This is a genomic window from Paraburkholderia sp. GAS199 (genome assembly GCF_050436585.1).
In the GTDB taxonomy this organism is placed as follows: domain Bacteria; phylum Pseudomonadota; class Gammaproteobacteria; order Burkholderiales; family Burkholderiaceae; genus Paraburkholderia.
Genome location: NZ_JBNDMM010000003.1, coordinates 183,587 through 205,235, shown reverse-complemented (window position 1 = coordinate 205,235; position 21,649 = coordinate 183,587). Strand labels below are relative to the sequence as shown.

Here is a 21,649-nt window from a genome sequence, read left to right as displayed (position 1 = left end):
CAGTGATAGTCATGTCCTCATGCCGGCTGTCATTCGGGTGGAATGCGCCGGACGATGCTCCGCTGCGCGGGATCGCCGCGCGCGGATGGGTAACGGGCAGCCGCCGCACACCTGGCATCGTTGCAGGTGTGTGGTACCGCAAAGGGGGCCGATTGTGCGAACAGACGCCGCCCGCGTCACTCAGGGAATTCACTGAGCCGCACGCAGATGACAGGCCGTTACACGGCAGCCGCCTTTGTCTAGTCATCGCACGCCGACAAAAATAGTCTTTGATGTCATGCCTTTAATCTCCTCGCATATTCAATGCGCATGATCCGCACGGTCCTGCTCCTGCTGCGGATTCTCATGCAATCCACTGACGGTCAGCCCGCGCGTTCATTCAAAACGGGTAGAGGCCGTACCGCTTCTGGCAACATAGAGCGTTGTCTCGAAAAACGATCTCCTGCATGACCGAGCGCCGACTAGGCCGCCGGGCCGGTCGAGGTCGCGATCAAACCATATTTACTTATATCAAACAAATTTTGACGGGCTAATTTCCTCCTGCTATGGTCACGACAATTCAAAACAACAACCCGGCACTCGAACTCGGCAGCAAGATCCGCGCGTTGCGTCAGCGGCTCAAGCGCACGCTCGACGACACGGCAACCGCGGCGGGTATTTCCAAGCCGTTCCTGTCGCAAGTCGAACGGGGCCTGGCGTCACCGTCCATCACGTCGTTGGCCGGGATTGCCAACGCACTCGGCGTGACGGTGCAGTATTTCGTCGACACACCCAGCGAAGAACGCTGCGTGAGCCGCGGCGATCAGTTGAAGTTTTTCGGCTTTGCGGATTCAGCCAATCTGTTTGCACGGCTGACCAATCTGACGGGCGGCCGTCAGCTCGAAGCGATCCTCGTGAGGATGCCGCCCGGGCAGAAGCGCTCCGAAGTCACCACGCATGCCGGTGAAGAGTTTGTTTATGTGATCGACGGCGAAGTGTCGTTGACACTCGAAGGCAAGACGTTCGTGCTGCACGCGGGAGACAGCGCGCATTACGAATCGACGGTGCCGCACAGCTGGGTGAACACCGCTCGCGTGGAGTCGGTGGTCGTCTGGGTGGGCACACCGCGGCTGTTTTAAAGAGCAGGCATCTTTCCGGTTGATCCGGCCAGGATTGCCTGCATTACGCAATGTAAGGAATCCTGCATGTCGGACAAGCAACAAGGGCCGCCCCGGCCCGGGCAACGCAGCTAAACAGGCGCACTAGCGCCGTCGCGTTCTTTCTCGACCTTTCCCTGCGATCTCAACCGATGAAAACCCCGTTCGTCTATTCGACGGCGCTGGCCGCGCTCGTCCTCACGTTTGCCACTTCCGCATTCGCCGTCAACGTACCGGCGGGCGTCACACTTGCAGCCAGCCAGGAAATCACCCGTCAGGTGCCGGCCGAAACCGAGTCGCTCGACCCCGCGCATATCGAATCGTGGACCGGCAATACGATCGCGCTCGACCTGTTCGAAGGTCTGACGCGCATCGACGCCGCCGGCGCCGTGGTGCCGGGTGTCGCGCAATCGTGGACGCGCACCGGTCCGGATACGTGGGTCTTCAAGCTGCGCCACGACGCGCGCTGGAGCAACGGCCAGCCGGTCACGGCCGCCGATTTCGTATACGCCTGGCAGCGCGTGCTCGATCCGAAGACGGGTTCGAAATACACGGTACTGGTCGAATTCGTGAAGAACGCCAAGGCGATTCTCGCCGGCAAGGCGCCGCTGTCGAGCCTCGGCGTGCGCGCGCCGGACCCGTACACGATCGAGGTGACGACGGAAGTGCCCGCGGCCTTCTTCCCGCAACTGGCCGCCATGCCCACCATGGCGCCCGTGAATCGCGCGACCATCGAGAAGTTCGGCGGCGACTGGACGCGCCCCGGCAATTTCGTCGGCAACGGGCCGTATGCGCTCGCCGACTGGCAGCCAAGCAATCGTCTGGTCGGCACGAAAAGCAGCACGTACTGGAACGCGGGCAAGGTGGTGATCACCAAAGTGACCTACCTGCCGATCGAAAACGACGAAACGGCCATGCGCATGTATCAGGCGGGCCAGTTCGACTACACGTATTCGATTCCGTCGGGCATCTATGCGCAGGTGAGCAAGCAGTTCGGTCCCGAACTGAAAACCGGTCTGCAGATTGCCACGTACTACTACAGCCTGAATAACGAAGACGCGAGCTTCAAGGACAAACGCGTGCGTCAGGCGCTTTCCATGGTGCTCGACCGCGATCTGCTGACCTCGCGTCTCACGGCGGACGGCGAGTTGCCCATGTACGGCCTGATCGCCAAAGGCACGCAAGGCGCGGCCGTCTTCAAGCCCGACTGGGCGACGTGGCCGATGCCCAAGCGGATCGACTACGCGCGCAATCTGCTGAAGAGCGCCGGCTACTCGGACGCGAAGCCGCTCACCTTCACGCTCACTTACAACACGAACGACCTGCACAAGAAGGTTGCGCTGTTTGCCACCTCGGAATGGCGCACCAAGCTCGGCGTGAACGTCAAACTCGAAAACGTCGAATACAAGGTGCTGCTCAAGCAACGCCACGATGGCAAGGTACAGGCTTCGCGCGACGGCTGGTTCGTCGACTACAACGACGCCATGTCGTACTTCGACCTGATCCGCTGCAACAGCGTGCAGAACGATCAGCGCTACTGCAATCCGCAGGTGGACAAGCTCGTCGATCAGGCCAACCTGCAACTCGACGACGCCAAACGCACCGCGCTGCTCACCCAGGCGCACGACACGGCGATGGGCGACTACCCGATGGTGCCGCTGTTCCAGTATTCCGCGGACCGTCTGGTGAAGCCGTACGTGGGCGGCTACACGTCGACCAATTACGTCGACCAGCGTGCCACGCAAGACATGTATCTGATCAAGCACTGAGCGCGGGAGCACCGTCATGCTGGCCTATACGCTGCGCCGCACGCTCTGGGCGATCCCGACGATACTCGCCGTGATCACCGCGTGCTATCTGCTGCTGCATCTCACTCCAGGCGGCCCGTTCGACACCGAGAAGCAACTGTCGTCGGCCGTGCTCGCGAACCTCAACGCGAAGTATCACCTCGACGAACCGCTGTGGCTCCAGTATCTCCACTATCTCGGCTCGCTGCTGCACGGCGACCTCGGTCCGTCGTTCCGCTACGCCGACTGGTCGGTCAACGACCTCGTATGGAAAGCGCTGCCGGTGAGTCTCGGCGTAGGCGGCGTCTCGGTGCCGATCGCGCTCGTAATCGGCGTGACGCTCGGCACGCTCGCGGCGGTCCGGCGTGACCGTTTCGTGGATCACGCGGTGATGGTGCTCGGCAATATCGGCAACGTGGTGCCGCCGTTCGTGCTCGGCCCGGTGCTGGTGTGGGTCTTCGCGATCCTCCTGAAAACCTCCGAGGGACATGGCTGGCTGCCGGCAGGCGGCTGGGGCGAAGGCGAATGGCGTTATCGCGTGTTGCCGATCGTGCTGCTCACCTTCATCAACGTGGCTGCCATCGCACGCGTGATGCGCGGCAGCATGATCGAAGTACTGTCGGGCAATTTCATCCGCACGGCGCGCGCGAAGGGGCTGCCGGGCCGCACCATCGTGCTGCGCCATGCGCTCAAGCCCGCCATGATGCCGGTGGTGTCGCTGCTCGGCTCGATCTGCATTTCCTCGATCACCGCAGCGGTGGTCACGGAGTCGGTTTTCGCGCTGCCGGGCCTCGGCCAGCTGGTGGTCAACGGCGCGATCAACCGCGACTACACCCTCGTGCTCGGCCTGGTCGTGCTGACCACCGCCGTCGCCGTACTGTTCAATCTGCTGGTCGATCTGGCGTACGCCTGGCTCGATCCGCGCATCCGGTACTGAACCATGCCCCGCTCCATTCAACCGACGGTCGCGGCGCTCGATCCGCTCTCGGCCATCGCCCGCGCACCGCGCTCGCGCGGCCCGCTCGCCACCGCCGCGCTGCGTTTCGTGCGCAATCGCGCGGCTTTCGCCGGCTTCGCCGTGTTGCTGCTGATCGTGATCGCCTGCGTAGCCGGCCCGTGGCTGCTGCCGAACAATCCGATCGACAGCGACTGGAGCGCCATCAGCCTCGCGCCGACGCTCGCCAACATGCACTGGTTCGGCACCGACGAACTCGGCCGCGACCTGCTCGCGCGTACCTTGCAAGGCGGGCGCGTGTCGCTCGAAGTCGGCCTGCTCGGCACGCTCGTCTCCGGGCTGATCGGCGTGGCGTACGGCGCGACGGCCGGCTATCTCGGCGGACGCGTGGATGCCGTGATGATGCGCATCGTGGACATGATGTACGCGATCCCGTACATGCTGATCGCGATCCTCATGATGACGATGTTCGGCCGCGCGTTCTATCTGGTGGTGCTCACCATCAGCGCGTTTTCGTGGCTCGACATGGCGCGCGTGGTGCGCGGCCAGACGCTGTCGCTGCGTTCGCGTGAGTTCATCGACGCCGCAAGGGCGATCGGCGTCACGTCGCGCTCGATCATCGCGCGCCACATCGTGCCGAATCTGTTCGGCGTGGTGGTGGTGTACGCGAGCGTCACCGTGCCGAACATCGTGCTGACCGAATCGGTGCTGTCCTTCCTCGGGCTGGGCGTGCAGGAACCCATGACGAGCTGGGGCGTGCTGATTCAGGACGGCGCGCAGAAACTCGAATCGATGCCGTGGCTGCTGCTGTGCCCGGCGGTGATGCTGTGCGTCACTTTGTATTGCGTGAATTTCGTCGGCGACGGTCTGCGCGACGCATTCGATCCGAAGGACCGCTGACATGCCGCTACTCGAAGTCAAAGATCTCAGCGTGCGTTTTACGCGCCGTGAAGGCGTTCCGGTCGACGCCGTGCAGCGCGTGTCGTTTTCGCTCGAAGCGGGCCGCACCCTCGGCATTGTCGGCGAATCGGGGTCGGGCAAAAGCCAGACCGTGATGGCGCTGCTCGGTTTGCTGGCCGGCAACGGCAAGGTGTCCGGCGAGGCGAACTATCGCGGCGAAAACCTACTGACCCTGAACGAAGCGGCATTGAACCGGATTCGCGGCGACCGCATCGGCATGATCTTTCAGGACCCGATGACCTCGCTCAATCCGTTCCTGACGATCGAACGGCAGATGACCGAGACGCTGCAACTGCATCGCAGGATGTCGCGCCGCGAAGCGCGCCGACGCGCAATCGACACGCTGGAAACGGTGCGCATTCCCGACGCCGCGCGCCGCATCAATATGTATCCGCACGAATTCTCCGGCGGCATGCGGCAACGCGTGATGATCGCAATGGCGCTGCTGTCGGAGCCGGAAATCCTGATCGCCGACGAACCGACCACCGCGCTCGACGTCACCGTGCAGGCGCAGATCATCGAGTTGCTGCGCGAACTCAATCGCGAGCGCGGCACGGCGATCATCCTGATCACGCACGACATGGGCGTGGTTGCCGGCCTGTGCGACGACGTGATGGTGATGTACGCGGGACAGACAGTCGAGCAGGCCAGCGCCGAAGCGCTGTTCGCCGCGCCCACGCATCCCTACACCATCGGCCTGCTGAACGCCCTGCCCCGACTCTCCGACGAAGACGACCGTCCGCTGCAAACCATTCCCGGCAATCCGCCGCTGCCCGGCGAAGTCGGTGCGGGTTGCGCCTTTGCGCCGCGCTGTGCGTTCAGCGTGGAGCGCTGCCGCGAAGCGCGTCCGGCTCTGGTCGCGCTGCCCGAGCGGGCCGACGCCTTGCGCGCGTGTCATCGCCCGGTGGCGGAAATCCTGGAGGTACAACACGTATGACCACCGCTACGACTCAAGGCGCTCAAGCGGCCACGCTGCTCTCCGTCGAGAACCTGAAGGTGCAGTTCGGCGTGCCGCGCGGCGGCTTTCCGTGGTCCGGCAAGGCCACGTTGCGCGCGGTGGACGGCGTGTCGTTCAACGTGCGGCGCGGCGAAACCGTGGGGCTGGTCGGCGAATCCGGCTGCGGCAAATCCACCCTGGCGCGCGCGATCATCGGACTCGCGCCGGTGGCGAGCGGCAGCGTGCGCTGGCTCGGCAACGAAACCGTGCTGGCCGACGGCAAGGCCACGCGACGCGACACCTCGCGTTTGCGCCGCGACGTCCAGATGATTTTTCAGGACCCGCTCGCGTCGCTCGATCCGCGCATGACGATCGAACAGATCGTGGCCGAGCCGCTAACTACGTACGGGCAGGACGTGGCGCGCGCCGACGTGCAGCGGCGCGTGCTGACCATGCTCGAACGCGTGGGTCTCAATGCGCAACATCTGCGCCGTTATCCGCACGAATTTTCAGGCGGCCAGTGTCAGCGCGTGGGCATTGCGCGTGCGCTGATCGGCGAGCCGCAACTGGTGATCTGCGACGAGCCGGTTTCCGCGCTCGACGTTTCCATTCAGGCACAGATCGTCAATCTGCTGCGCGATTTGCAACGCGAGTTGTCGCTGTCGCTGCTGTTCGTGGCGCACGATCTCGCGGTCGTGAAAGCGATCAGCCATCGCGTGCTGGTGATGTATCTGGGGCGTGTCATGGAGTTCGGCGAGAAGCGCGAAGTGTATGGCGAGCCGCGTCATCCTTATACGCGCGCGCTGCTGTCCGCCGTGCCGCTGCCCGACCCTGCAATCGAGCGAGCGCGCCGTCATCTGCTGCTACGCGGCGAAATTGCTTCGCCGCTCAATCCGCCGTCCGGCTGCGCGTTTCGCACCCGTTGCCCGGACGCGATCGACGCCTGCGCCACCGAAGTGCCGCAGCCTGTCACGCACGGCAAAAGCGCGACGCGCGTGGCTTGCATTCGCGTCGCGGACGCTGCCGGAACCGTTGGTCACGAAGCACGCTGAGCATTAAAAATTAATCACAGCCGATCAGGCTGAAACCGTATTCCCCGGCGCGGCAGGCCGCCGCGCCGATGGATGCGTTCGCCCTGTCATTAGCAGGACGAACGATACGTATGGACCGGCTAAAAGCCGGCCAAAGATTCACCACAATAACCAGAGACACTCAATGAAAGATAACCGATCAAAAAAGCGGACAAAAAAAACGACATCCGCCACCTTCTTTTATGCCGCGCTGACCCTTCCTGTACTGACCGCCTCCGCGAGTGCTTACGCCGACGACAGCGTGACGCAGCCCATCGCGAATGCGTCCGGCACGTCAACGAGCCAGACCTCGCCAACAGGTCAAACGCTCGCGCAAACGTTGTCGTCTCCCTCGCAAGGCTCGCAAGCGGCCCCAATGACGCCGGCACCCCAGTTTGCGCAGGCCGCACCGGCCGACAAGCGCCGCGCCGACAGCGGCGGCACGCCGCGTAACGACCAGCCCGACACCACCAACGTGCTCGTGAACGCCGAAGCCAATCAGACAGTCACGCCGCCGAGCCCGCCTTCGAGCCAGAGCGCGAGCAAGGGTTTTATCGCGGACAGTCATTTGAATCTGCAATTGCGCAACTACTCCGATTATTTTCAGGCGCCGCCCTCAACCTATCGTCACGCATGGATTCAGGGCGCGCAGGTCAATTACGAATCAGGCTATACGCAAGGACTGGTCGGCTTCGGCGTGGATGCCTCGCTATTCGCCGCGCTCAAACTCGACGGCGGCAACGGCGCGAGCAACATGGTGCACGTGGGCAAGGACGGCGGCGGGTCGAACCAGCTCGCGTGGGCCTATCCCGGCATGTACGACATCAAGGGACGCATTTCGGAAACGGTGGTGAAATACGGCCTGCAAACCGTCACCAATCCGTTTCTCGAACCGCACGACAATCGCGCCTTGCCGCCGACCTTCCTCGGCGTTTCGATGGTCAGCAACGATCTCGTGTACACCACGCTCGAAGCGGGTAGCTTCACGAAGGTGGACGCGCGCGGCCACACCAACCTCACGAACCTCACGACCTCGTATGGCGGCACGCGCATCGATCGCCTGACCTATCTCGGCGGCACGTGGCATTACGCCAAAAACGGCGAAATGGCGCTCTACGTCGATCAGGCCGACGACGTCTGGCGTCAGTACTACGGCTCGGTGGCGCAGTCGTTCGGCGACCCCACCACGATCAAATGGAGCGGTCTCGCCAACATCTATTCGACGCACGACACCGGCGCGTCCAGGCAAGGTCACATCAACAGCAACGCGTACAGTCTTTCGGTTTCCGCGCAGCACGGTCCGCATGCACTCCTGCTCGGCTATCAGCAGGTGCTGGGCGACCAGTTCTTCGATTACGTGAACGAGACCAATGGCATCTACCTGACCAACTCGATGGACGTGGACTACAACGCGCCGCACGAGCAATCGCTGCAACTGCGCTATACGTTCGACGGAAAATACGCGGGCGTGCCAGGTCTGAAAGCGATGTTCTGGGGCGAATACGGTTGGGGCGCGGACGCATCGGCGGGCGCAGAGGAGAACGCTTCGTCCTCGTCGCCGCTGCACAACCTTTACTGGAAGAACGGCGAACCGGTGCACGGCCACCATCACGAGTTCGGCTTCATTCCAAGCTACGTGCTGCAAAGCGGCCGCTACAAGGATACGAAGATCACGTTCATCGCCATGTGGCACAACGGCTCGAACTTCTATTCCGACGGCAACAACATGGAATACCGGCTGGTCGTGAACGTCCCGATCAAGGTGTTCTAAACCGGCGGCTCAGGCTTCGAGCATGAAAAAGGCGCCGCGTTCGCGAGCGAACGTGGCGCCTTATCTTTGGCCCGACGAGGCGTTCGTGGAAGGCTCAGAAAATAACCGACACCGCGACGGCGAGCCAGATTCCCCCCGCGCCCGCCAGAAACAGATGCCGCGCAAGGCGAATTCGCGAATCGCTGCCCGCTTCGACCGGACTCGTGGCAAGCCACGGGACCAGGCCGAGGCAGGCAAAGCCGATCAGCGCGAAGACGAACACCACCACGTCGGAAACCAGCCATTTGCCCGTGTCGTACAGCCCCCAGTAGCCGAGAAAGACGATGCCGATCGAGAAGATCGTCGCCGAAGCGGAACTGAGTGCGGCCACCGACCCATCGGGACTGCGCATGCTGCACCTCCGGACATTGGACAGCAACGTCGATCTTCGTCGCAGCGCGCCCGGCTCAGTTCGTGCGGGTCAGCCGCGCTTCGTACGTCTTCAGATGACTATAGGCGATGCGCAGCAACGACAGGCCATGCTCGCCCTTCTGCGCGTCGCCGCCGCGCGAGATCAGGTCGCCGAGAATGTGATCGGCCTCGGTATGCGAGCGGTTTTCGACATCGCGCAACATGGACGCCGTGAGCGGCGACGGCGTCAGCAGCGTTTGCGTGGCACGCGCGTCGAAGTCCGGTCCCATGGTGAAACCCTTGCTCTCGGCTACCGCGCGGCATTCGCCCAGCAGATTTTCGATCACGCGTTTGCCGTCCGGCGCAGCCAGAATATCGCCGACCGCGCCGCGCATCAAGCACGTACTGGCCGCCAATGTGGCCAGGAACACCCACTTTTCCCACATGCGCAGCAGGATTTTTTCGCTGACGAGCGTATCGAAGTTCGCGGTTTTCAACGCTTCGGCGATTGCCGCCACGCGCTCGGACGAGCCGCCTTCGAGTTCGCCGAAAGTGATGGCGTGCATGTCGTTCAGATGCACGATGTGCTTGCTGGCGTCGAGCGTTGCCGCGATCACGCACTGGCCGCCCAGTACGCGCGACGCGCCGAACTTCTCGGTCAGCACGTCGATATGGCGCATGCCGTTGAGCATCGGCAGGATCGAGGTCGATTCACCGACCAGCGGCGCGAAGGAATCGATGGCGTCGTCGAGGCTGTAGGCTTTGCAGCTGAGCAGCACGAGATCGAACGGCTCGGCGCTTACGCCGGCGAGTATCGTCTTCACGTCCGGCAAAGTGAGATCGCCGCGCGGGCTGCGAATCACGAGCCCTTCGCGCTGCAATTGTTCCGCACGACCCGGACGAACCAGGAAAGTGACGTCCTGACCCGCGGCGGCGAGACGTCCGCCGAAGTAGCCGCCCACGGCGCCCGCTCCCACAACTAGAATTCGCATCGTTTGCCTCTTGATAGATTTGCTCGCGCGTTGCAACTACGCGTCGCGCGTGGTTCGCGCCACGGACGCCGTGCGTCAGCAGAATGTAGCAAAGAATCGCCGAACACATCGGCGACGATTGCCCGCCTCCACATCCGCCTGACTGCCGCGGTGCAACACGGCGGCACCGCGGTTAAAGCCCTTACATAAGATCAATGGCGATTCGCGCCGCACAACGTCGCTTCGTACAGCGCCAGCATGCCCTGCACGTCCACGCCGATACAGACTTCGCACGACGGCCGGCTGTCCCAGTCCGGCGCGGGCACCGGCATGGTCGACGGCTTCTGGATGGTCTGCCCCACCGCGATGCCCTCGGTCAGCACGCGCACGGGACCGCTGCGGGTCGTGTACAGATGCGGCGCGAGCACGTACGCCACCGCCGACGAATCGTGCACGTAGATGCCCGTGAGTTGCGCGCTCTGCTCGTGAAACGCTTCATAGTGCCGCGACACGTCCCACACGAATTGCCCGGCCGCGCCGCCGCGCTCGCCTATGGACGCCAGATAATCGCGGCTCATGATGGTGCGCTGCGTGACATCCAGCCCGACGATCGCCACCGGCCACGCCGCGCCGAGCACGATGTCGGCGGCGTGCGGGTCGCCGAGAATGTTGGCTTCGGCAGCGGGCGTGACGTTGCCGAGCACGCCGTCGCCGCCGAATGCGCCGCCCATGATGACCACCTGTTTAACGAGTGTGGCGATCTGCGGATCGTCGGCCAGCGCGAGCGCGAGATTGGTCAGCGGGCCGACGGCGATCAACGTGACTTCGCCGGGATGCGCCCGCACCGTATCGACGATGAAGCGATGCGCGGGCCGCGCGTCGAGCGTGGCCGAAGCGATCGGCTCGCCAGCCGAACCGAGATCGACGTTACCGAGTCCGTTGTCGCCGTGAATCCACGCCAGCGGTTGCGGCGCTGCGCGTTCCAGCGGCGCGGCCGCGCCCTGCGCGACCGGCACATGCGGCGCGAAACGGCTAGTGAGGAACAGCGCATTGCGCGTGGTGGTCTCGATCGTGGCATTGCCGAATACGCTCGTCAGGCCGAGCAGCTCGATATCCGGATGCAGCGCCTGGAACACCAGCGCCATGGCGTCGTCCACGCCGGGGTCGGTGTCGTAAATGACCTTGTGCTGGCTCATAGATAGAACGCGTCCGGCAGTTGATCACGCGCCGTGGTGTCGCGCGTATGGCCATGCAGATTGCCGAGGCGAATCGGCAAATCCGGCCCGCCGAGTTCGATAATCACCTGACGGCACGCGCCGCACGGCGAGATCGGGCCGTCCGTGTCGCCGATCACGGCGAGCGCCGCGAACTGGTCGCGCCGATAACCCGCCGCGATGGCGCTGAAAAACGCGGTACGTTCCGCGCAATTGCACAGACCATACGAAGCATTCTCGACGTTGCAGCCGTCGAAGACCTGGCCGTCGCGTGTAAGCAGCGCGGCGCCGACCTTGAATTTCGAATAGGGCGCATAGGCCTTTTCTCGCGCGAGACCCGCGCGTTCCAGCAGTTGTTCCATGTTCATAGCCGATCCTCGCATCAATTCAGTGTGATGAACATGCCCGCAATCGTGGCGCTCATCAGATTCGAGAGCGTCGCGGCGAGCACCACACGCAAGCCGTAGCGCGCGACCTCGGCGCGGCGTTCGGGCGCGACGGCGCTAAAGCCGCCCGTCAGCACCGCGATCGACGCGAAGTTCGCGAAGCCGCACAACGCAAACGACAGAATCGCAATGGTACGCGGATCGAGCGCCTGCAGGCCGGCCGCGCTCACGCTCGCAGCATCTTTCAGATACGGCGAGAGCGATGCGTACGCGACGAATTCGTTAAGAATGATCTTCTGGCCGAGGAAGTTGCCGGCCAGCGCCGCTTCGTTCCACGGCACGCCGATCAGATACGCCAGCGGCGCGAAGATCACGCCGAGCACGGATTGCATGGACAGTTGCGGATGACCGAACCAGCCGCCGATGCCGCCCACGATGCCGTTGAGCAAGGCAATCAATCCGACGAAGGCGATCAGCATTGCGCCGACCATCACCGCGATTTTCAGGCCCACGGTGGCACCGGAACTCGCGGCCTCGATCACGTTGGCAGGACGTTTTTCGTCGAAGCTGAGGTTCTCCAGCTGCACGCGGCTCGGCTCCGTGGTCGGGTGAATGATCTTGGCGAACAGCAGCCCGCCCGGCACCGCCATGAACGAAGCGGCGAGCAGATACTCGATACGTACGCCGAGCCCGGCGTAACCCGCGAGCACCGAGCCGGCCACCGCCGCCATGCCGCTCGACATCACCGCGAACAACTCCGCGCCCGTCATGTCGCGCATGAACGGCTTGACCACGGCGGGCATTTCGCTTTGTCCGAGAAAGATGGTGGTGACGGCGGAAAACGATTCGAGCTTCGACACGCCGAGCAGTTTCTGGAACAACGTGCCGAGCACGAGCACGATCCAGCGCATCACGCCGATGTAGTACAGCACGGAAATCAGCGCCGTCACGAAGATGATGGCCGGCAGCACGCGCACCGCAAACACGAAGCCGCCGTCGCCGAAGATCTGGAACATTTTTGCCTGCACGAGTCCGCCGAACAGGAACTCGATGCCGGCGTTGCCGTAGCCGAGCACGTGATTGACGCCCGACGCCGCGGCGGCCAGGATCGTCTTGCCAAGCGGCACGAAGAGAATGAAGGCACCGATACCGATCTGCGCCAGCAAGGCGGTGACGACGGTTCGTAAGCGAATCGCGCGGCGGTTGGTGGAAAAGGCGAACGCGATGAGCAGCAGTACGGCGATACCTAGCAGGTTTCGTGCGATCAGGGCCATGTGTCTCGAAGTTCTTGTGAATGTGGCAGTGATGCTAAACGAAACTCAGGCGGGAATAAAACTTTAGATGACGCGCGACGCGTGTTCGATGCGCCGCGCATTCACCATCGTATTGCGCGACTGCGCTCAGAGCATTTCCAGGGCCAGCGCGATGCCCTGCCCGCCGCCGATACACAACGTCACGATGCCGCGCTTCAGACCGTCGCGGCGCATCGAGTGCAACAGGCGCGTGGTGAGCACGGCACCTGTTGCGCCGATCGGATGACCGTGCGCAATGGCGCCGCCTTGCACGTTGACGCGTTCCTCGGCAATGCCGAGTCGGCGCATCACGGCAAGCGGCACCGCGGCGAACGCCTCGTTGATCTCGAAGCGCTCCACCTCGCCGAGTTGCCAGCCCGCGCGCGCCAGCGCCATCTCAACCGCCGGCACCGGTCCGAGTCCGAACAGACCCGGTTCGACCGCCGCCACGCCGTATGCCGCGAGACGCGCGAACGGTTCGATACCGCGCGACTCGGCGAAACCACGCTCGGCCACCAGCATGGCGGCCGCGCCGCTGTTCAGACCCGGCGCGTTGCCCGCCGTGATGGTGCCGTCGGGACGGAATGCCGGGCGCAATCTGGCGAGCGTCTCGAGCGTGGTGTCGGGACGCGGCTGCTCGTCGCGTGTGAAGGGTTGCGGTCCTTTGCGTCCGGGCGTTTCGACGGCGATCAGCTCCGCGTCGAAATCGCCACGCGACTGGGCTTGCGCGAAGCGCTGTTGCGAGCGCGCGGCCCAACGGTCCTGCGATTCGCGCGTGAGATCGAATTGCGCGACGAGGTCTTCGGTATGCCAACCCGAATGCTCACCGGAAAACGCGTCGTTCAGGCCGTCGCGCAACAGGCTGTCGTGCATCTGCGCGTTGCCCATGCGCACGCCCCAGCGGCCGCCGTCGAACAGATAAGGCGCGCGATCCATGTTCTCCATGCCGCCCGCCACGGCGGCGTCGCCGAGACCCAGCCAGATTTCCTGCGCCGCAGAGGCAATGGCCTGCGCACCCGAGCCGCACACCCGATTGACCGTCAACGCGGGCACGGCTACCGGCACGCCACCGCCGACCGATGCCTGGCGCGCGGGATTCATCCGGTTGCCGGCCTGAATCACGTTGCCCATCACCACCGACGACAACGCGGCCGGATCGAGCGCGCTACGGCGCAGCGTTTCGCGCACGGCAACCGCGCCGAGATCGGTTGCCGGCACCTCTTTCAGCGAGCCGCCAAATGCGCCGATCGGCGTTCTCACCGGATTGCAGATCACCACTTCACGCTTGCTCATCGTTTATCTCCTGGTTGGATTAGCGGGTTTATCGCGGTATCGATTCGCCTCAATTCGCCGACGCCGCCGTGACCGTGCCGGGCACGTCCCAGCCGCCGCCGAGCGAGCGGTACAGCGCCACGGCCGCGAGCGCATGTTCGCGCCGCGCCTGATTCAGCGATTCCGAGTCGCGCAGATAGGCTTCCTGCGCGTCGAGCACATCGAGAAAGCTCGACGCGCCGCCCTTGTACAGTTCGCTCGACAGACGCAAGGCGTGGCCAGACGCATCCAGCGCGCCGCCGAGACGTCCCACCTGTACCGCGCCGTTCACGAGGTCGCTGCGGTTGTCCTCGATCTCTTTCAGCGCCTGCAACATGGTCTGCTGCAAACCGAGTTGCGATTCGCGCATGCGGCTTTCGCTCGCGTCGATATTCGCGGTGATGCGGCCGGCGTTGAAGATCGGACTGGTGGCGTTCAATGCCGCGCTGAACAGGTTGTCGGTGAGCGTCGGCAGGCCGAGATACGACGAGGCGAGCAAACCGTCGGCGAGATTGAGTCTGAATTGCGGATAGCGCTGCGCACGGGAAACGCCCACCTCCGCCGCGCGCTGCTCGACCGTCGCGTAAGCGGTGCGCACGTCGGGACGTTGCAACAGCGCTTCGGACGGCAAGGTCTGCGGCACGCTCTGTGCGGGCACGGGAATCTCGCGAGCGTCGGCAAGCAGCAGCTTGTCCACGCTTTCCGGCGTGCGGCCCGAATACACCGCAATCAGACTGAGTTGATGCTGCACGATGGATTGCATGCGTGGAATCTGCGCCTGCAAATCCTGCAACTGATTCTGCGCCCGTGCCACGTCGAGTTGCGTCGACAGGCCGTAATGCAGCCGTTGCTGCGTGAGTTTCAGTGCGCGCGCGCGGATCTGCTCGTTGTCGTTGAGAATCTGCAGTTGCGACTGGGCCCATCGCAAATCGATGTACGCCGCCGCAGTGTTAGCCGCGAGCGCGAGACGCACCTGATTCAGCGCTGCCTGACGTCCCGACACTTGCGCCTGCGCCGCCAGCACGGCAAGCCGTTCGCCGCCGAATACATCGGGCGTCCAGCTGGCGCTCAAGCCAAAACCCGCCTGACGCACATAGCCGAGCGGCGGCGGCGTGTTCTGACGCGAGTCGGAAGCGCCGGCATTGGCGTTCAGTTCGGGCAGCAAGGCCGCGCGATTTTGCGTCGCGAGATCTTGCGCCTGCTTCACGCGTTCCACGGCGGCTTGCACGTCGAGATTGCCGGTCAGCACCGACTCGATCAATTCGTGCATGACGGGGTCGCCGAATTGCGTCCACCATGCGTCGGCGTTCACGGCGTCTTTCGGTGCGTCCACACTCCATTGCTGGGGCGCGACGCTTTGCACCGTCTGCGGCAGATTCGCGTGCGTTTCGGGCTGCACCGCACAGGCCGCGAGCGTCAGCAAGGCGGCGCTGGCGAAAAGCTTCATAACGATCGGTTTCATTCCGGTTTCCCTTTCTATCTTTTCAATGCGCGTCGGGCGGCGGCGCGGTATTGCCGAATGGACGCGAGAACATCACGCTCAGCAGACCCACCAGGAAACAGAGCGACAGCGCGAAGAACGTGTCCGAGAACGTGAGCACGAGTGCTTCGCGCATGAGCAGCGCGTGCAGTTCACCCAGGCCCGCGTTTGCCGCGTTGAGCATGTCGCCGCCGACTGCGGCGAAATGCGCGCTCTGCTGCTGCAAAACCGATTCGACGACGGGGCGTCCCACGTTCAGATGTTCATCCAGACGTTCGTAGTGCAGGTTCAGGCGGTCGTTGAGCATGGTGCTGCTCACCGCAATGCCGATTGCGCCGCCAAGGTTGCGCATCAGATTGAAAAGACCGCTGGCGGAACGCAGCCTCGACATCGGCAACGAACCGAGCGCCATCGTGACGATGGGCGGAATGCAGAACTGCTGGCCGATGCCGCGCAAGGCCTGCGGAATCAGCAACTCCTGCCAGCCCCACTGGTTGGTCAGCGGCACATACAGATAACAGCCGACACCGAACAGCACGAGGCCGAACACGAGCAGAATGCGCATGTCGATGAAACGCGCGACCAGCGAATACGCCACCATGGCGACCAGCTGGAAACAGCCGACCGACAGCAACGCCACACCGATCTGCAAGGAATCGAAACCCCGCACGCGGGAGAGAAAAACCGGCGTGAGAAACACCGCACAGAAGATGCCGATGCCGGTGATGAAAGACAGCAGACTGCCGATCCCGAAGTTGCGGATCGCCAACGCGCGCAAGTCGACGATCGGCTCTTTCGCGGTGAAGGCGTGCACGATGAACAGAAAGCCGCAGATAGCCGCGATCCACGTGCAGGTGAGGATCACGTCGTCGCCGAACCAGTTCTTGCGCGGCCCTTCTTCCAGCACGTATTCGAGGCAGCCGAGAAAGCCCGACATCAACAGAATGCCGAGGTAGTCACCCTTCTTGATGAGCGAGAGATCGACGTTATCGAAATGCACGTATTTCGGCACCATCAGCGTGACGGCGACGCCCGGCACGAGGTTCAGATAGAACAGCCAGTGCCACGACCATTGCGACGTGATCCAGCCGCCGATCACCGGGCCGACCGTGGGCGCAAGCGTGGCGAGCGCGCTGATCGTGGTGGAGGCAATCAGGCGCTGCTTGCCGGGGAACAGCACGAAGGCGGTCGTGAACACGGTCGGGATCATCGCGGCGCCGAGCGCGCCTTGCAAACCGCGAAACAGGATCATCGAGTTGATGTCCCATGCGAGGCCGCACAACATGCTCGTGACGGTAAAGCCGAGCGCGGAAAACGCGAACACCCAGCGCGTCGAAAAGACTCGCGTGAGCCAGCCGGACATCGGAATCACGAGAATTTCCGCGATCAGATACGCGGTCTGCACCCACGAGAGTTCGTCCTGACTCGCGGACAACCCGCCGCCGATGTCCTTGAGCGACGAGGCGACGATCTGGATATCGAGTGTCGCCATGAAAAAGCCGAGGCACATCAGCGAAAAAGCAAGCACCCGCGTGCGGATCGGCAGATCCGCGGGATTGGCGAGGACCTGAGTCATGATCGTGCCTGACCGTTTGCGCTTGCGTCGAGATGCACCTTCACAGTCGCCGACAGACCGGGACGCAGCACGCCTTGCATGTCCTTCGGCACATCGAGGCGAACACGCACCGGCACCCGTTGCACGATCTTCGTGAAGTTGCCGGTCGCGTTTTCCGCCGGCAGTACGCTGAAAGTCGCGCCGGTTGCGGGTGCCAGACTTTCGACGACACCGTGAAGACGCTTGCTCGATGCATCGAGATCGACATCGACGCTGTCGCCCACGCGCATCTTCTTCAACTGGTCTTCCTTGAAATTGGCATCGACCCACAAGCCGCTCGACGGCACGACCGTCAACAGAGAAACGCCGGTATTGGCGAGCAGTCCGACGCGCGCTGTACGATTGCCCACGTAGCCGTCGATCGGCGAGCGGATCGTGGTGTATTCCACGTTCAGCGCCGCGACGCGTTCCGCGGCCTGCGCAGTGGCGATACGCGCCTGCGCGTCGCCGATCTGCGCGTCGAGCACGGCAATCTGGCGCTGCGCCGCGATCAGCGCCGCGCCGCTGCGCTCGACGGCGGCGTGCGCCTTGGTCAGATCGGCGTCCGCGCGCTCCACGACCTGATTGGACACGGCGTCGTCTTTCACCAGTTCGCGATAGCGCGTCTGGTCGGCGGCGCTTCGCGTCAACTCCGCGCCGGATGCGCGAACTTCGGCGGCCTGCTCGTTGATGGTCGCGAGTTGCAAGGACTTCTTGGCCTGCAACTCGGTGATCGCAGCCTGCGCACTCTGCACTTCCGCGCTCGCCTGGGCGAGCCGCGCGTCGTAATCGCGCGCATCGAGTTTCACCAGCACCTGATTCGCGTGGACGAACTGGTTGTCGCGCACCAGCACGTCGGTGACGAAGCCGTTGACCTTCGGCGCCATCACGGTCACGTCGCCGCCCACGTAGGCGTCGTCGGTAGTCTCGACGAAGCGGCCGACGAAGAACCAGTACGAAGCCGCCAGTGCGAGCGCGACGATCACCGCGAGAACCGCGAGCAGCATCCATGGAATGCGTCGCGCCGGCTTCGACGTGTTGGCCGCGCTGGGCGGCGCGATGGTAGAAGGTGTAGTGGACATGGTAGTCAGATGTGCGTATGCACTCGTTAAGCTGAAAAAAAAGCGCGAGGCGCGCCGGCTGTGATCCGCTTCGTGCGGACCCGATTCAAGCAGAATCTTTGGTCATGTCGAACAACTCGGTGCGTAATGCCGCGGCCCGTTGTTCGCCGAAACGGTGTTCGAACTCGGCTTGCGCCGCATACCAGTGCTGCCGGCCGGCATTCAGAAGCGCTTCGCCGGCGGGCGTGATCGAAATGGACAGGGCGCGTGCGTCTGCGCCAAGAGCCTCGCTCGTGATGAGACCGTTGCGCCGCAGCGGCTGGATCGTGCGAACCAGCGTCGTGCGCTGCATGCGCATCGCCTCGGCGAGTTGCTTCATGGTGAGCGGGCCGATGCGTTTGAGACGGGCCATCAGCGAAAACTGCGTGATGGTCAGCCCAACATTGGCCAGATGACGATCGTAGAGTTGGGAGACGTAACGAGCAGCCTGGCGGATTGCAAAGCAGTCGTCGTCGAAAAATGCTTCCATCGCTGCGCTTCCTTGTCGACAGTGCCAATAACTGAGAGTGCGTATGCACACAATCAAGTGTGAAAAAACTCGCCGAAGCGAGTTTGCGCTTTCACTAACCCGTGATGCCGAACAGCTCCGAGCGCAGCGCCTTGGCGCGCGCACGGCCAAACTTTTCTTCGAACTCGTCCTGAGCGGCACGCCATGCCACGGCGGCCTGATCGAAGGTTGCTTCGCCCTGCTCCGTCAGACTGAACAGAAACGTGCGGCCGTCGTGTTCCGCCGGTTCGGCGACCACCAGACCGTCACGCTGCAGCGGTTTGAGCGCGCGGACCAGCGTGGTGCGCTCCATGACCATGGCGTCGGCCAGGTCGGCCATGGCCAGGTTAGGCGTTCGCGCGAGCTTGGCGAGAATCGTGAACTGCGCGGCCGTCAACCCGACCTGCCCGAGATGGCGCTCATAGATCTGCGTGACGTGCCGCGCCGCCTGGCGCAGCGCGAAACAGTTGCATTCGTCGTAGGAGAGAGGACGGCTCATGAAGTGCAGTCTATATGTGCATACGCACAGAGTCAAGTTTTCGTTGATGCGGCTTGTCGACGACCACGCAACCGGTGCCCGGCTGTTCCGAATGCTCCATCCATACATACGTGCGTTTGAAATATTGCCGGAAGCCCCGCCGCGCAATGACGCGACCGCCGTCTCGGGTTTGGATTAGTGCCACTATATACAAGTCCGCAGTAGCGGCTTAATGTTCAGCCGACGCATTAAATCTAATAACAAGCAGGAGACATAATGCCCTCCATGACGAAGGCCACTCGATCCGCCATCCGGATTGCAGAAGCCGTTTCGATTTTCCGGCTAAGCGACTATCGCGCTCTTTGCGCGCTGCTTCGAATTACCTGAGCTTTAGCCCGTCACGCGTGAAAGGCCGCCGCGCTTCGTGATCCGACGCGCGACGCGTCCATTGGCGCTTATTCCCGTTTGCTTGCACCGAAACATACTGAGAGAACCGCCGCAGATAGCGCGATATCCATTAAACGGGATATCGCGCGCCCGACTAGATCTGCTTAATAGTTGGGAAATAGTTGGGAATGGCTTTATGCCAATGCCTGCTGTCGCTCTGTACGACGCGCGGTTTAGATCGATTGACGTCGATTAGAAAACGAAAGACGACTCGAGGAGACACACCATGATGTTTAAACTGCGCGGCGGCCATCACGCCGCCCTGATAATCGGCGCGCTGGCGTTGCCGGTCCTGCTCGCGGCATGCGGCGGCGGCAAGGCGGACGACCCGGCCGCGGTGGCCGTGCCGCAATGTTCGGGCAGCAGTTGTCCGGCGCAGGGACAGCCGGCCGGCACGCCGGTCACGGTGGCCAAACTCTGCCCCGATACGCTCGACTATTCGACCACCTACACCGGCGGTTCGGGCAGCGGCGAGTACATCAAGGTCAAATTCGACTCGACGAAAAAGCAATACCAGATGACCTTCGTCGAGTCCGCAGTGCCGACCTCGGCGGGTCAGGTGAACGACACGCGCGCCGGCATGACCATCATCGGCGACTACGACAATCCGAACGGCGCACTCGCGCTGCCGACCGCCGAGCAGACCCGCTGCGCGATCATGCTGAAGAACGGCGCGACGGCGGACGGCACTTACCACGTCACCATCAATCCGCAGGACCCGCCGATGCTGTTCGTCGGTCAGGGCATCATCGGCGGCGGCATTCCGGGCGCGACGATCCAGTACGACGGCCTCGAACTGGTGCCCGGCCTGTTTATCGGCACTGTGCCGTCCCGCACTTTCGACTCCTATCCGTTCCTCGGCTTCAGCCAGACGGTGACGGACTTCACCCAGGTAGCGGGCAAGTACAACGAACTCGGTTTTCGCGTCACGCCGGAAGGCACGGTGTCGCAGAGTTCGAATGGCGCGACGATGGCCGGCTGGGAGCCCGACGCGATCCAGGCGAGCGAAACCTTCAACGCCGACGGCACCTGTACGCCGGATTCGTCGAAGTACTCGTGCATTTCCACCGGCATGCCCTGGACCTTGCGCAGCAATACCGACGGCACGCCGGATAACGTCTTCACGAGTTCGGTGCCGGCGAGTCTCAACTATCCGGTTGTCGGCACCAACGTGCTGCAACTCGCGATTACGCAGAATCAGGCGCACGGCATCATGATCGTCGGCAAGGTAAACAATCAACTGGTGCCGGTCGTCATTCGCGTGGGTTATGCCCACACGGACGCGAGCAATCTGCTCGCCAACGTGCTCGACGACCAGCTCGGCATCTCGCTGCTCGCGCCGGCCACCACCATCGCGCCGACCGCGCTGAAGGGCGGCTATATCGGAGCGAATAGCGCGTCGGCCTGCGGCGTGGTCGCGTATCAGGGACAAAGCTCGTTTGCGACACTGGTCAACGGACAGACGATCTATCCGTCGGCCGGCGCGTGTCTCGATGCCAGCGCATCGCTCGATGCCGGCGTGAACTACGGCGCCACCCTGTTCCAGAGTCCGACGGCGGCCTTGCTGAATCCGTTCACGTCGGCGGTGTCCACGAACTTCAGTCTCGACTTCACGCAGACGCAACCCGGTCTCGTCAACGTGACGGCCAACAAGGACTTTCTGTCGGGCAATACGCCGATCTTCAAGGCCGGCGACACGGGCGTGATGGTGCAGGTCGGTCCGGTGTACGGCGTGCTGATGAACGGCGTGAACACGCAGTACACCACCTACGATCCGGCCAATAACGTCAGCAAGGTGAACCCGTTCCTCTCCATCGGCGCGTTCGTGCAGTAGCACGGCTTCGCGCAAAACAGAACGGCTC

At 63.3% G+C, this 21,649-nt stretch carries 19 protein-coding genes; 8 read left to right on the top strand and 11 right to left on the bottom strand.

The annotated features are described in order from the left end of the window. Window positions 1–545 precede the first annotated feature (545 nt). From P3T18_RS12580 to P3T18_RS12550, 7 genes are all read left to right on the top strand, one after another. Window positions 546–1,118, top strand: a complete 573-nt coding sequence (locus P3T18_RS12580; protein ID WP_429300256.1) for a cupin domain-containing protein — start codon at window positions 546–548, stop codon at window positions 1,116–1,118. 170 nt (window positions 1,119–1,288) lie between these two features. After that, window positions 1,289–2,905 (top strand): peptide ABC transporter substrate-binding protein, encoded by a 1,617-nt coding sequence (locus P3T18_RS12575; RefSeq protein WP_429300255.1) that lies wholly within the window; start codon window positions 1,289–1,291, stop codon window positions 2,903–2,905. 16 nt (window positions 2,906–2,921) lie between these two features. Next, a complete protein-coding gene (locus P3T18_RS12570; RefSeq protein WP_429300254.1) occupies window positions 2,922–3,860 on the top strand; it encodes an ABC transporter permease subunit in 939 nt (312 codons plus the stop codon). A gap of 3 nt (window positions 3,861–3,863) precedes the next feature. Then, window positions 3,864–4,778 carry an ABC transporter permease gene (locus tag P3T18_RS12565; RefSeq protein WP_429300253.1) on the top strand — a complete coding sequence of 305 codons (915 nt, stop codon included), beginning with the start codon at window positions 3,864–3,866 and terminating at the stop codon, window positions 4,776–4,778. A 1-nt stretch (window position 4,779) separates the two neighbouring features. Continuing rightward, the gene (locus P3T18_RS12560; protein ID WP_429300252.1) at window positions 4,780–5,775 is read left to right on the top strand and encodes an ABC transporter ATP-binding protein; all 996 of its coding nucleotides are present in this window, start codon (window positions 4,780–4,782) and stop codon (window positions 5,773–5,775) included. Beyond that, a complete protein-coding gene (locus P3T18_RS12555) occupies window positions 5,772–6,827 on the top strand; it encodes an ABC transporter ATP-binding protein (protein WP_429300251.1) in 1,056 nt (351 codons plus the stop codon). The genes P3T18_RS12560 and P3T18_RS12555 overlap by 4 nt, the downstream gene beginning before the upstream one ends. A 163-nt stretch (window positions 6,828–6,990) precedes the next feature. Beyond that, entirely contained in the window at window positions 6,991–8,616 is a 1,626-nt protein-coding gene (locus tag P3T18_RS12550; protein ID WP_429300250.1) for an OprD family outer membrane porin, read from the top strand. A gap of 94 nt (window positions 8,617–8,710) precedes the next feature. On the opposite strand, the gene P3T18_RS12545 is transcribed toward P3T18_RS12550, so the two are convergent. The 11 genes from P3T18_RS12545 to P3T18_RS12495 form a co-directional block, all read right to left on the bottom strand. After that, entirely contained in the window at window positions 8,711–9,007 is a 297-nt protein-coding gene (locus P3T18_RS12545) for a hypothetical protein (RefSeq protein WP_429300249.1), read from the bottom strand. 55 nt (window positions 9,008–9,062) lie between these two features. After that, window positions 9,063–9,998 (bottom strand): 2-dehydropantoate 2-reductase, encoded by a 936-nt coding sequence (gene panE / locus P3T18_RS12540; protein ID WP_429300248.1) that lies wholly within the window; start codon window positions 9,996–9,998, stop codon window positions 9,063–9,065. Window positions 9,999–10,189: 191 nt separating this feature from the next. Continuing rightward, entirely contained in the window at window positions 10,190–11,173 is a 984-nt protein-coding gene (locus P3T18_RS12535; RefSeq protein ID WP_429300247.1) for a nucleoside hydrolase, read from the bottom strand. After that, the gene (locus tag P3T18_RS12530; RefSeq protein WP_429300246.1) at window positions 11,170–11,559 is read right to left on the bottom strand and encodes a cytidine deaminase; all 390 of its coding nucleotides are present in this window, start codon (window positions 11,557–11,559) and stop codon (window positions 11,170–11,172) included. Before P3T18_RS12530 ends, P3T18_RS12535 begins: the two co-directional genes overlap by 4 nt. A 14-nt stretch (window positions 11,560–11,573) precedes the next feature. Next, a complete protein-coding gene (locus P3T18_RS12525; RefSeq protein WP_429300245.1) occupies window positions 11,574–12,851 on the bottom strand; it encodes a NupC/NupG family nucleoside CNT transporter in 1,278 nt (425 codons plus the stop codon). 126 nt (window positions 12,852–12,977) lie between these two features. Further along, a complete protein-coding gene (locus P3T18_RS12520) occupies window positions 12,978–14,162 on the bottom strand; it encodes a thiolase family protein (protein WP_429300244.1) in 1,185 nt (394 codons plus the stop codon). Between the two features lie 49 nt (window positions 14,163–14,211). Continuing rightward, on the bottom strand, window positions 14,212–15,642 hold the full coding sequence (locus P3T18_RS12515) for an efflux transporter outer membrane subunit (protein ID WP_429300243.1): 1,431 nt from the start codon (window positions 15,640–15,642) through the stop codon (window positions 14,212–14,214). Window positions 15,643–15,664: 22 nt separating this feature from the next. Continuing rightward, entirely contained in the window at window positions 15,665–17,236 is a 1,572-nt protein-coding gene (locus P3T18_RS12510) for a DHA2 family efflux MFS transporter permease subunit (protein WP_429300242.1), read from the bottom strand. Then, complete coding sequence (locus P3T18_RS12505) at window positions 17,233–18,336, bottom strand: HlyD family secretion protein (protein ID WP_429300241.1); 1,104 nt, start codon at window positions 18,334–18,336, stop codon at window positions 17,233–17,235. Before P3T18_RS12505 ends, P3T18_RS12510 begins: the two co-directional genes overlap by 4 nt. Before the next feature lie 85 nt (window positions 18,337–18,421). Continuing rightward, the gene (locus tag P3T18_RS12500; protein WP_429300240.1) at window positions 18,422–18,844 is read right to left on the bottom strand and encodes a MarR family winged helix-turn-helix transcriptional regulator; all 423 of its coding nucleotides are present in this window, start codon (window positions 18,842–18,844) and stop codon (window positions 18,422–18,424) included. A gap of 94 nt (window positions 18,845–18,938) precedes the next feature. Beyond that, the gene (locus P3T18_RS12495; protein WP_429300239.1) at window positions 18,939–19,361 is read right to left on the bottom strand and encodes a MarR family winged helix-turn-helix transcriptional regulator; all 423 of its coding nucleotides are present in this window, start codon (window positions 19,359–19,361) and stop codon (window positions 18,939–18,941) included. A gap of 655 nt (window positions 19,362–20,016) precedes the next feature. Here P3T18_RS12495 and P3T18_RS12490 point away from each other — a divergent pair. Beyond that, on the top strand, window positions 20,017–21,621 hold the full coding sequence (locus P3T18_RS12490; RefSeq protein WP_429301079.1) for a DUF2957 domain-containing protein: 1,605 nt from the start codon (window positions 20,017–20,019) through the stop codon (window positions 21,619–21,621). Window positions 21,622–21,649: the final 28 nt, after the last annotated feature.

Coding starts and splice junctions, on each gene's coding strand:
- P3T18_RS12580 (WP_429300256.1), top strand. CDS start 546: ATGGTCACGACAATTCAAAACAACAACCCGGCACTCGAACTCGGCAGC.
- P3T18_RS12575 (WP_429300255.1), top strand. CDS start 1,289: ATGAAAACCCCGTTCGTCTATTCGACGGCGCTGGCCGCGCTCGTCCTC.
- P3T18_RS12570 (WP_429300254.1), top strand. CDS start 2,922: ATGCTGGCCTATACGCTGCGCCGCACGCTCTGGGCGATCCCGACGATA.
- P3T18_RS12565 (WP_429300253.1), top strand. CDS start 3,864: ATGCCCCGCTCCATTCAACCGACGGTCGCGGCGCTCGATCCGCTCTCG.
- P3T18_RS12560 (WP_429300252.1), top strand. CDS start 4,780: ATGCCGCTACTCGAAGTCAAAGATCTCAGCGTGCGTTTTACGCGCCGT.
- P3T18_RS12555 (WP_429300251.1), top strand. CDS start 5,772: ATGACCACCGCTACGACTCAAGGCGCTCAAGCGGCCACGCTGCTCTCC.
- P3T18_RS12550 (WP_429300250.1), top strand. CDS start 6,991: ATGAAAGATAACCGATCAAAAAAGCGGACAAAAAAAACGACATCCGCC.
- P3T18_RS12545 (WP_429300249.1), bottom strand. CDS start 9,007: ATGCGCAGTCCCGATGGGTCGGTGGCCGCACTCAGTTCCGCTTCGGCG.
- panE (WP_429300248.1), bottom strand. CDS start 9,998: ATGCGAATTCTAGTTGTGGGAGCGGGCGCCGTGGGCGGCTACTTCGGC.
- P3T18_RS12535 (WP_429300247.1), bottom strand. CDS start 11,173: ATGAGCCAGCACAAGGTCATTTACGACACCGACCCCGGCGTGGACGAC.
- P3T18_RS12530 (WP_429300246.1), bottom strand. CDS start 11,559: ATGAACATGGAACAACTGCTGGAACGCGCGGGTCTCGCGCGAGAAAAG.
- P3T18_RS12525 (WP_429300245.1), bottom strand. CDS start 12,851: ATGGCCCTGATCGCACGAAACCTGCTAGGTATCGCCGTACTGCTGCTC.
- P3T18_RS12520 (WP_429300244.1), bottom strand. CDS start 14,162: ATGAGCAAGCGTGAAGTGGTGATCTGCAATCCGGTGAGAACGCCGATC.
- P3T18_RS12515 (WP_429300243.1), bottom strand. CDS start 15,642: ATGAAACCGATCGTTATGAAGCTTTTCGCCAGCGCCGCCTTGCTGACG.
- P3T18_RS12510 (WP_429300242.1), bottom strand. CDS start 17,236: ATGACTCAGGTCCTCGCCAATCCCGCGGATCTGCCGATCCGCACGCGG.
- P3T18_RS12505 (WP_429300241.1), bottom strand. CDS start 18,336: ATGTCCACTACACCTTCTACCATCGCGCCGCCCAGCGCGGCCAACACG.
- P3T18_RS12500 (WP_429300240.1), bottom strand. CDS start 18,844: ATGGAAGCATTTTTCGACGACGACTGCTTTGCAATCCGCCAGGCTGCT.
- P3T18_RS12495 (WP_429300239.1), bottom strand. CDS start 19,361: ATGAGCCGTCCTCTCTCCTACGACGAATGCAACTGTTTCGCGCTGCGC.
- P3T18_RS12490 (WP_429301079.1), top strand. CDS start 20,017: ATGTTTAAACTGCGCGGCGGCCATCACGCCGCCCTGATAATCGGCGCG.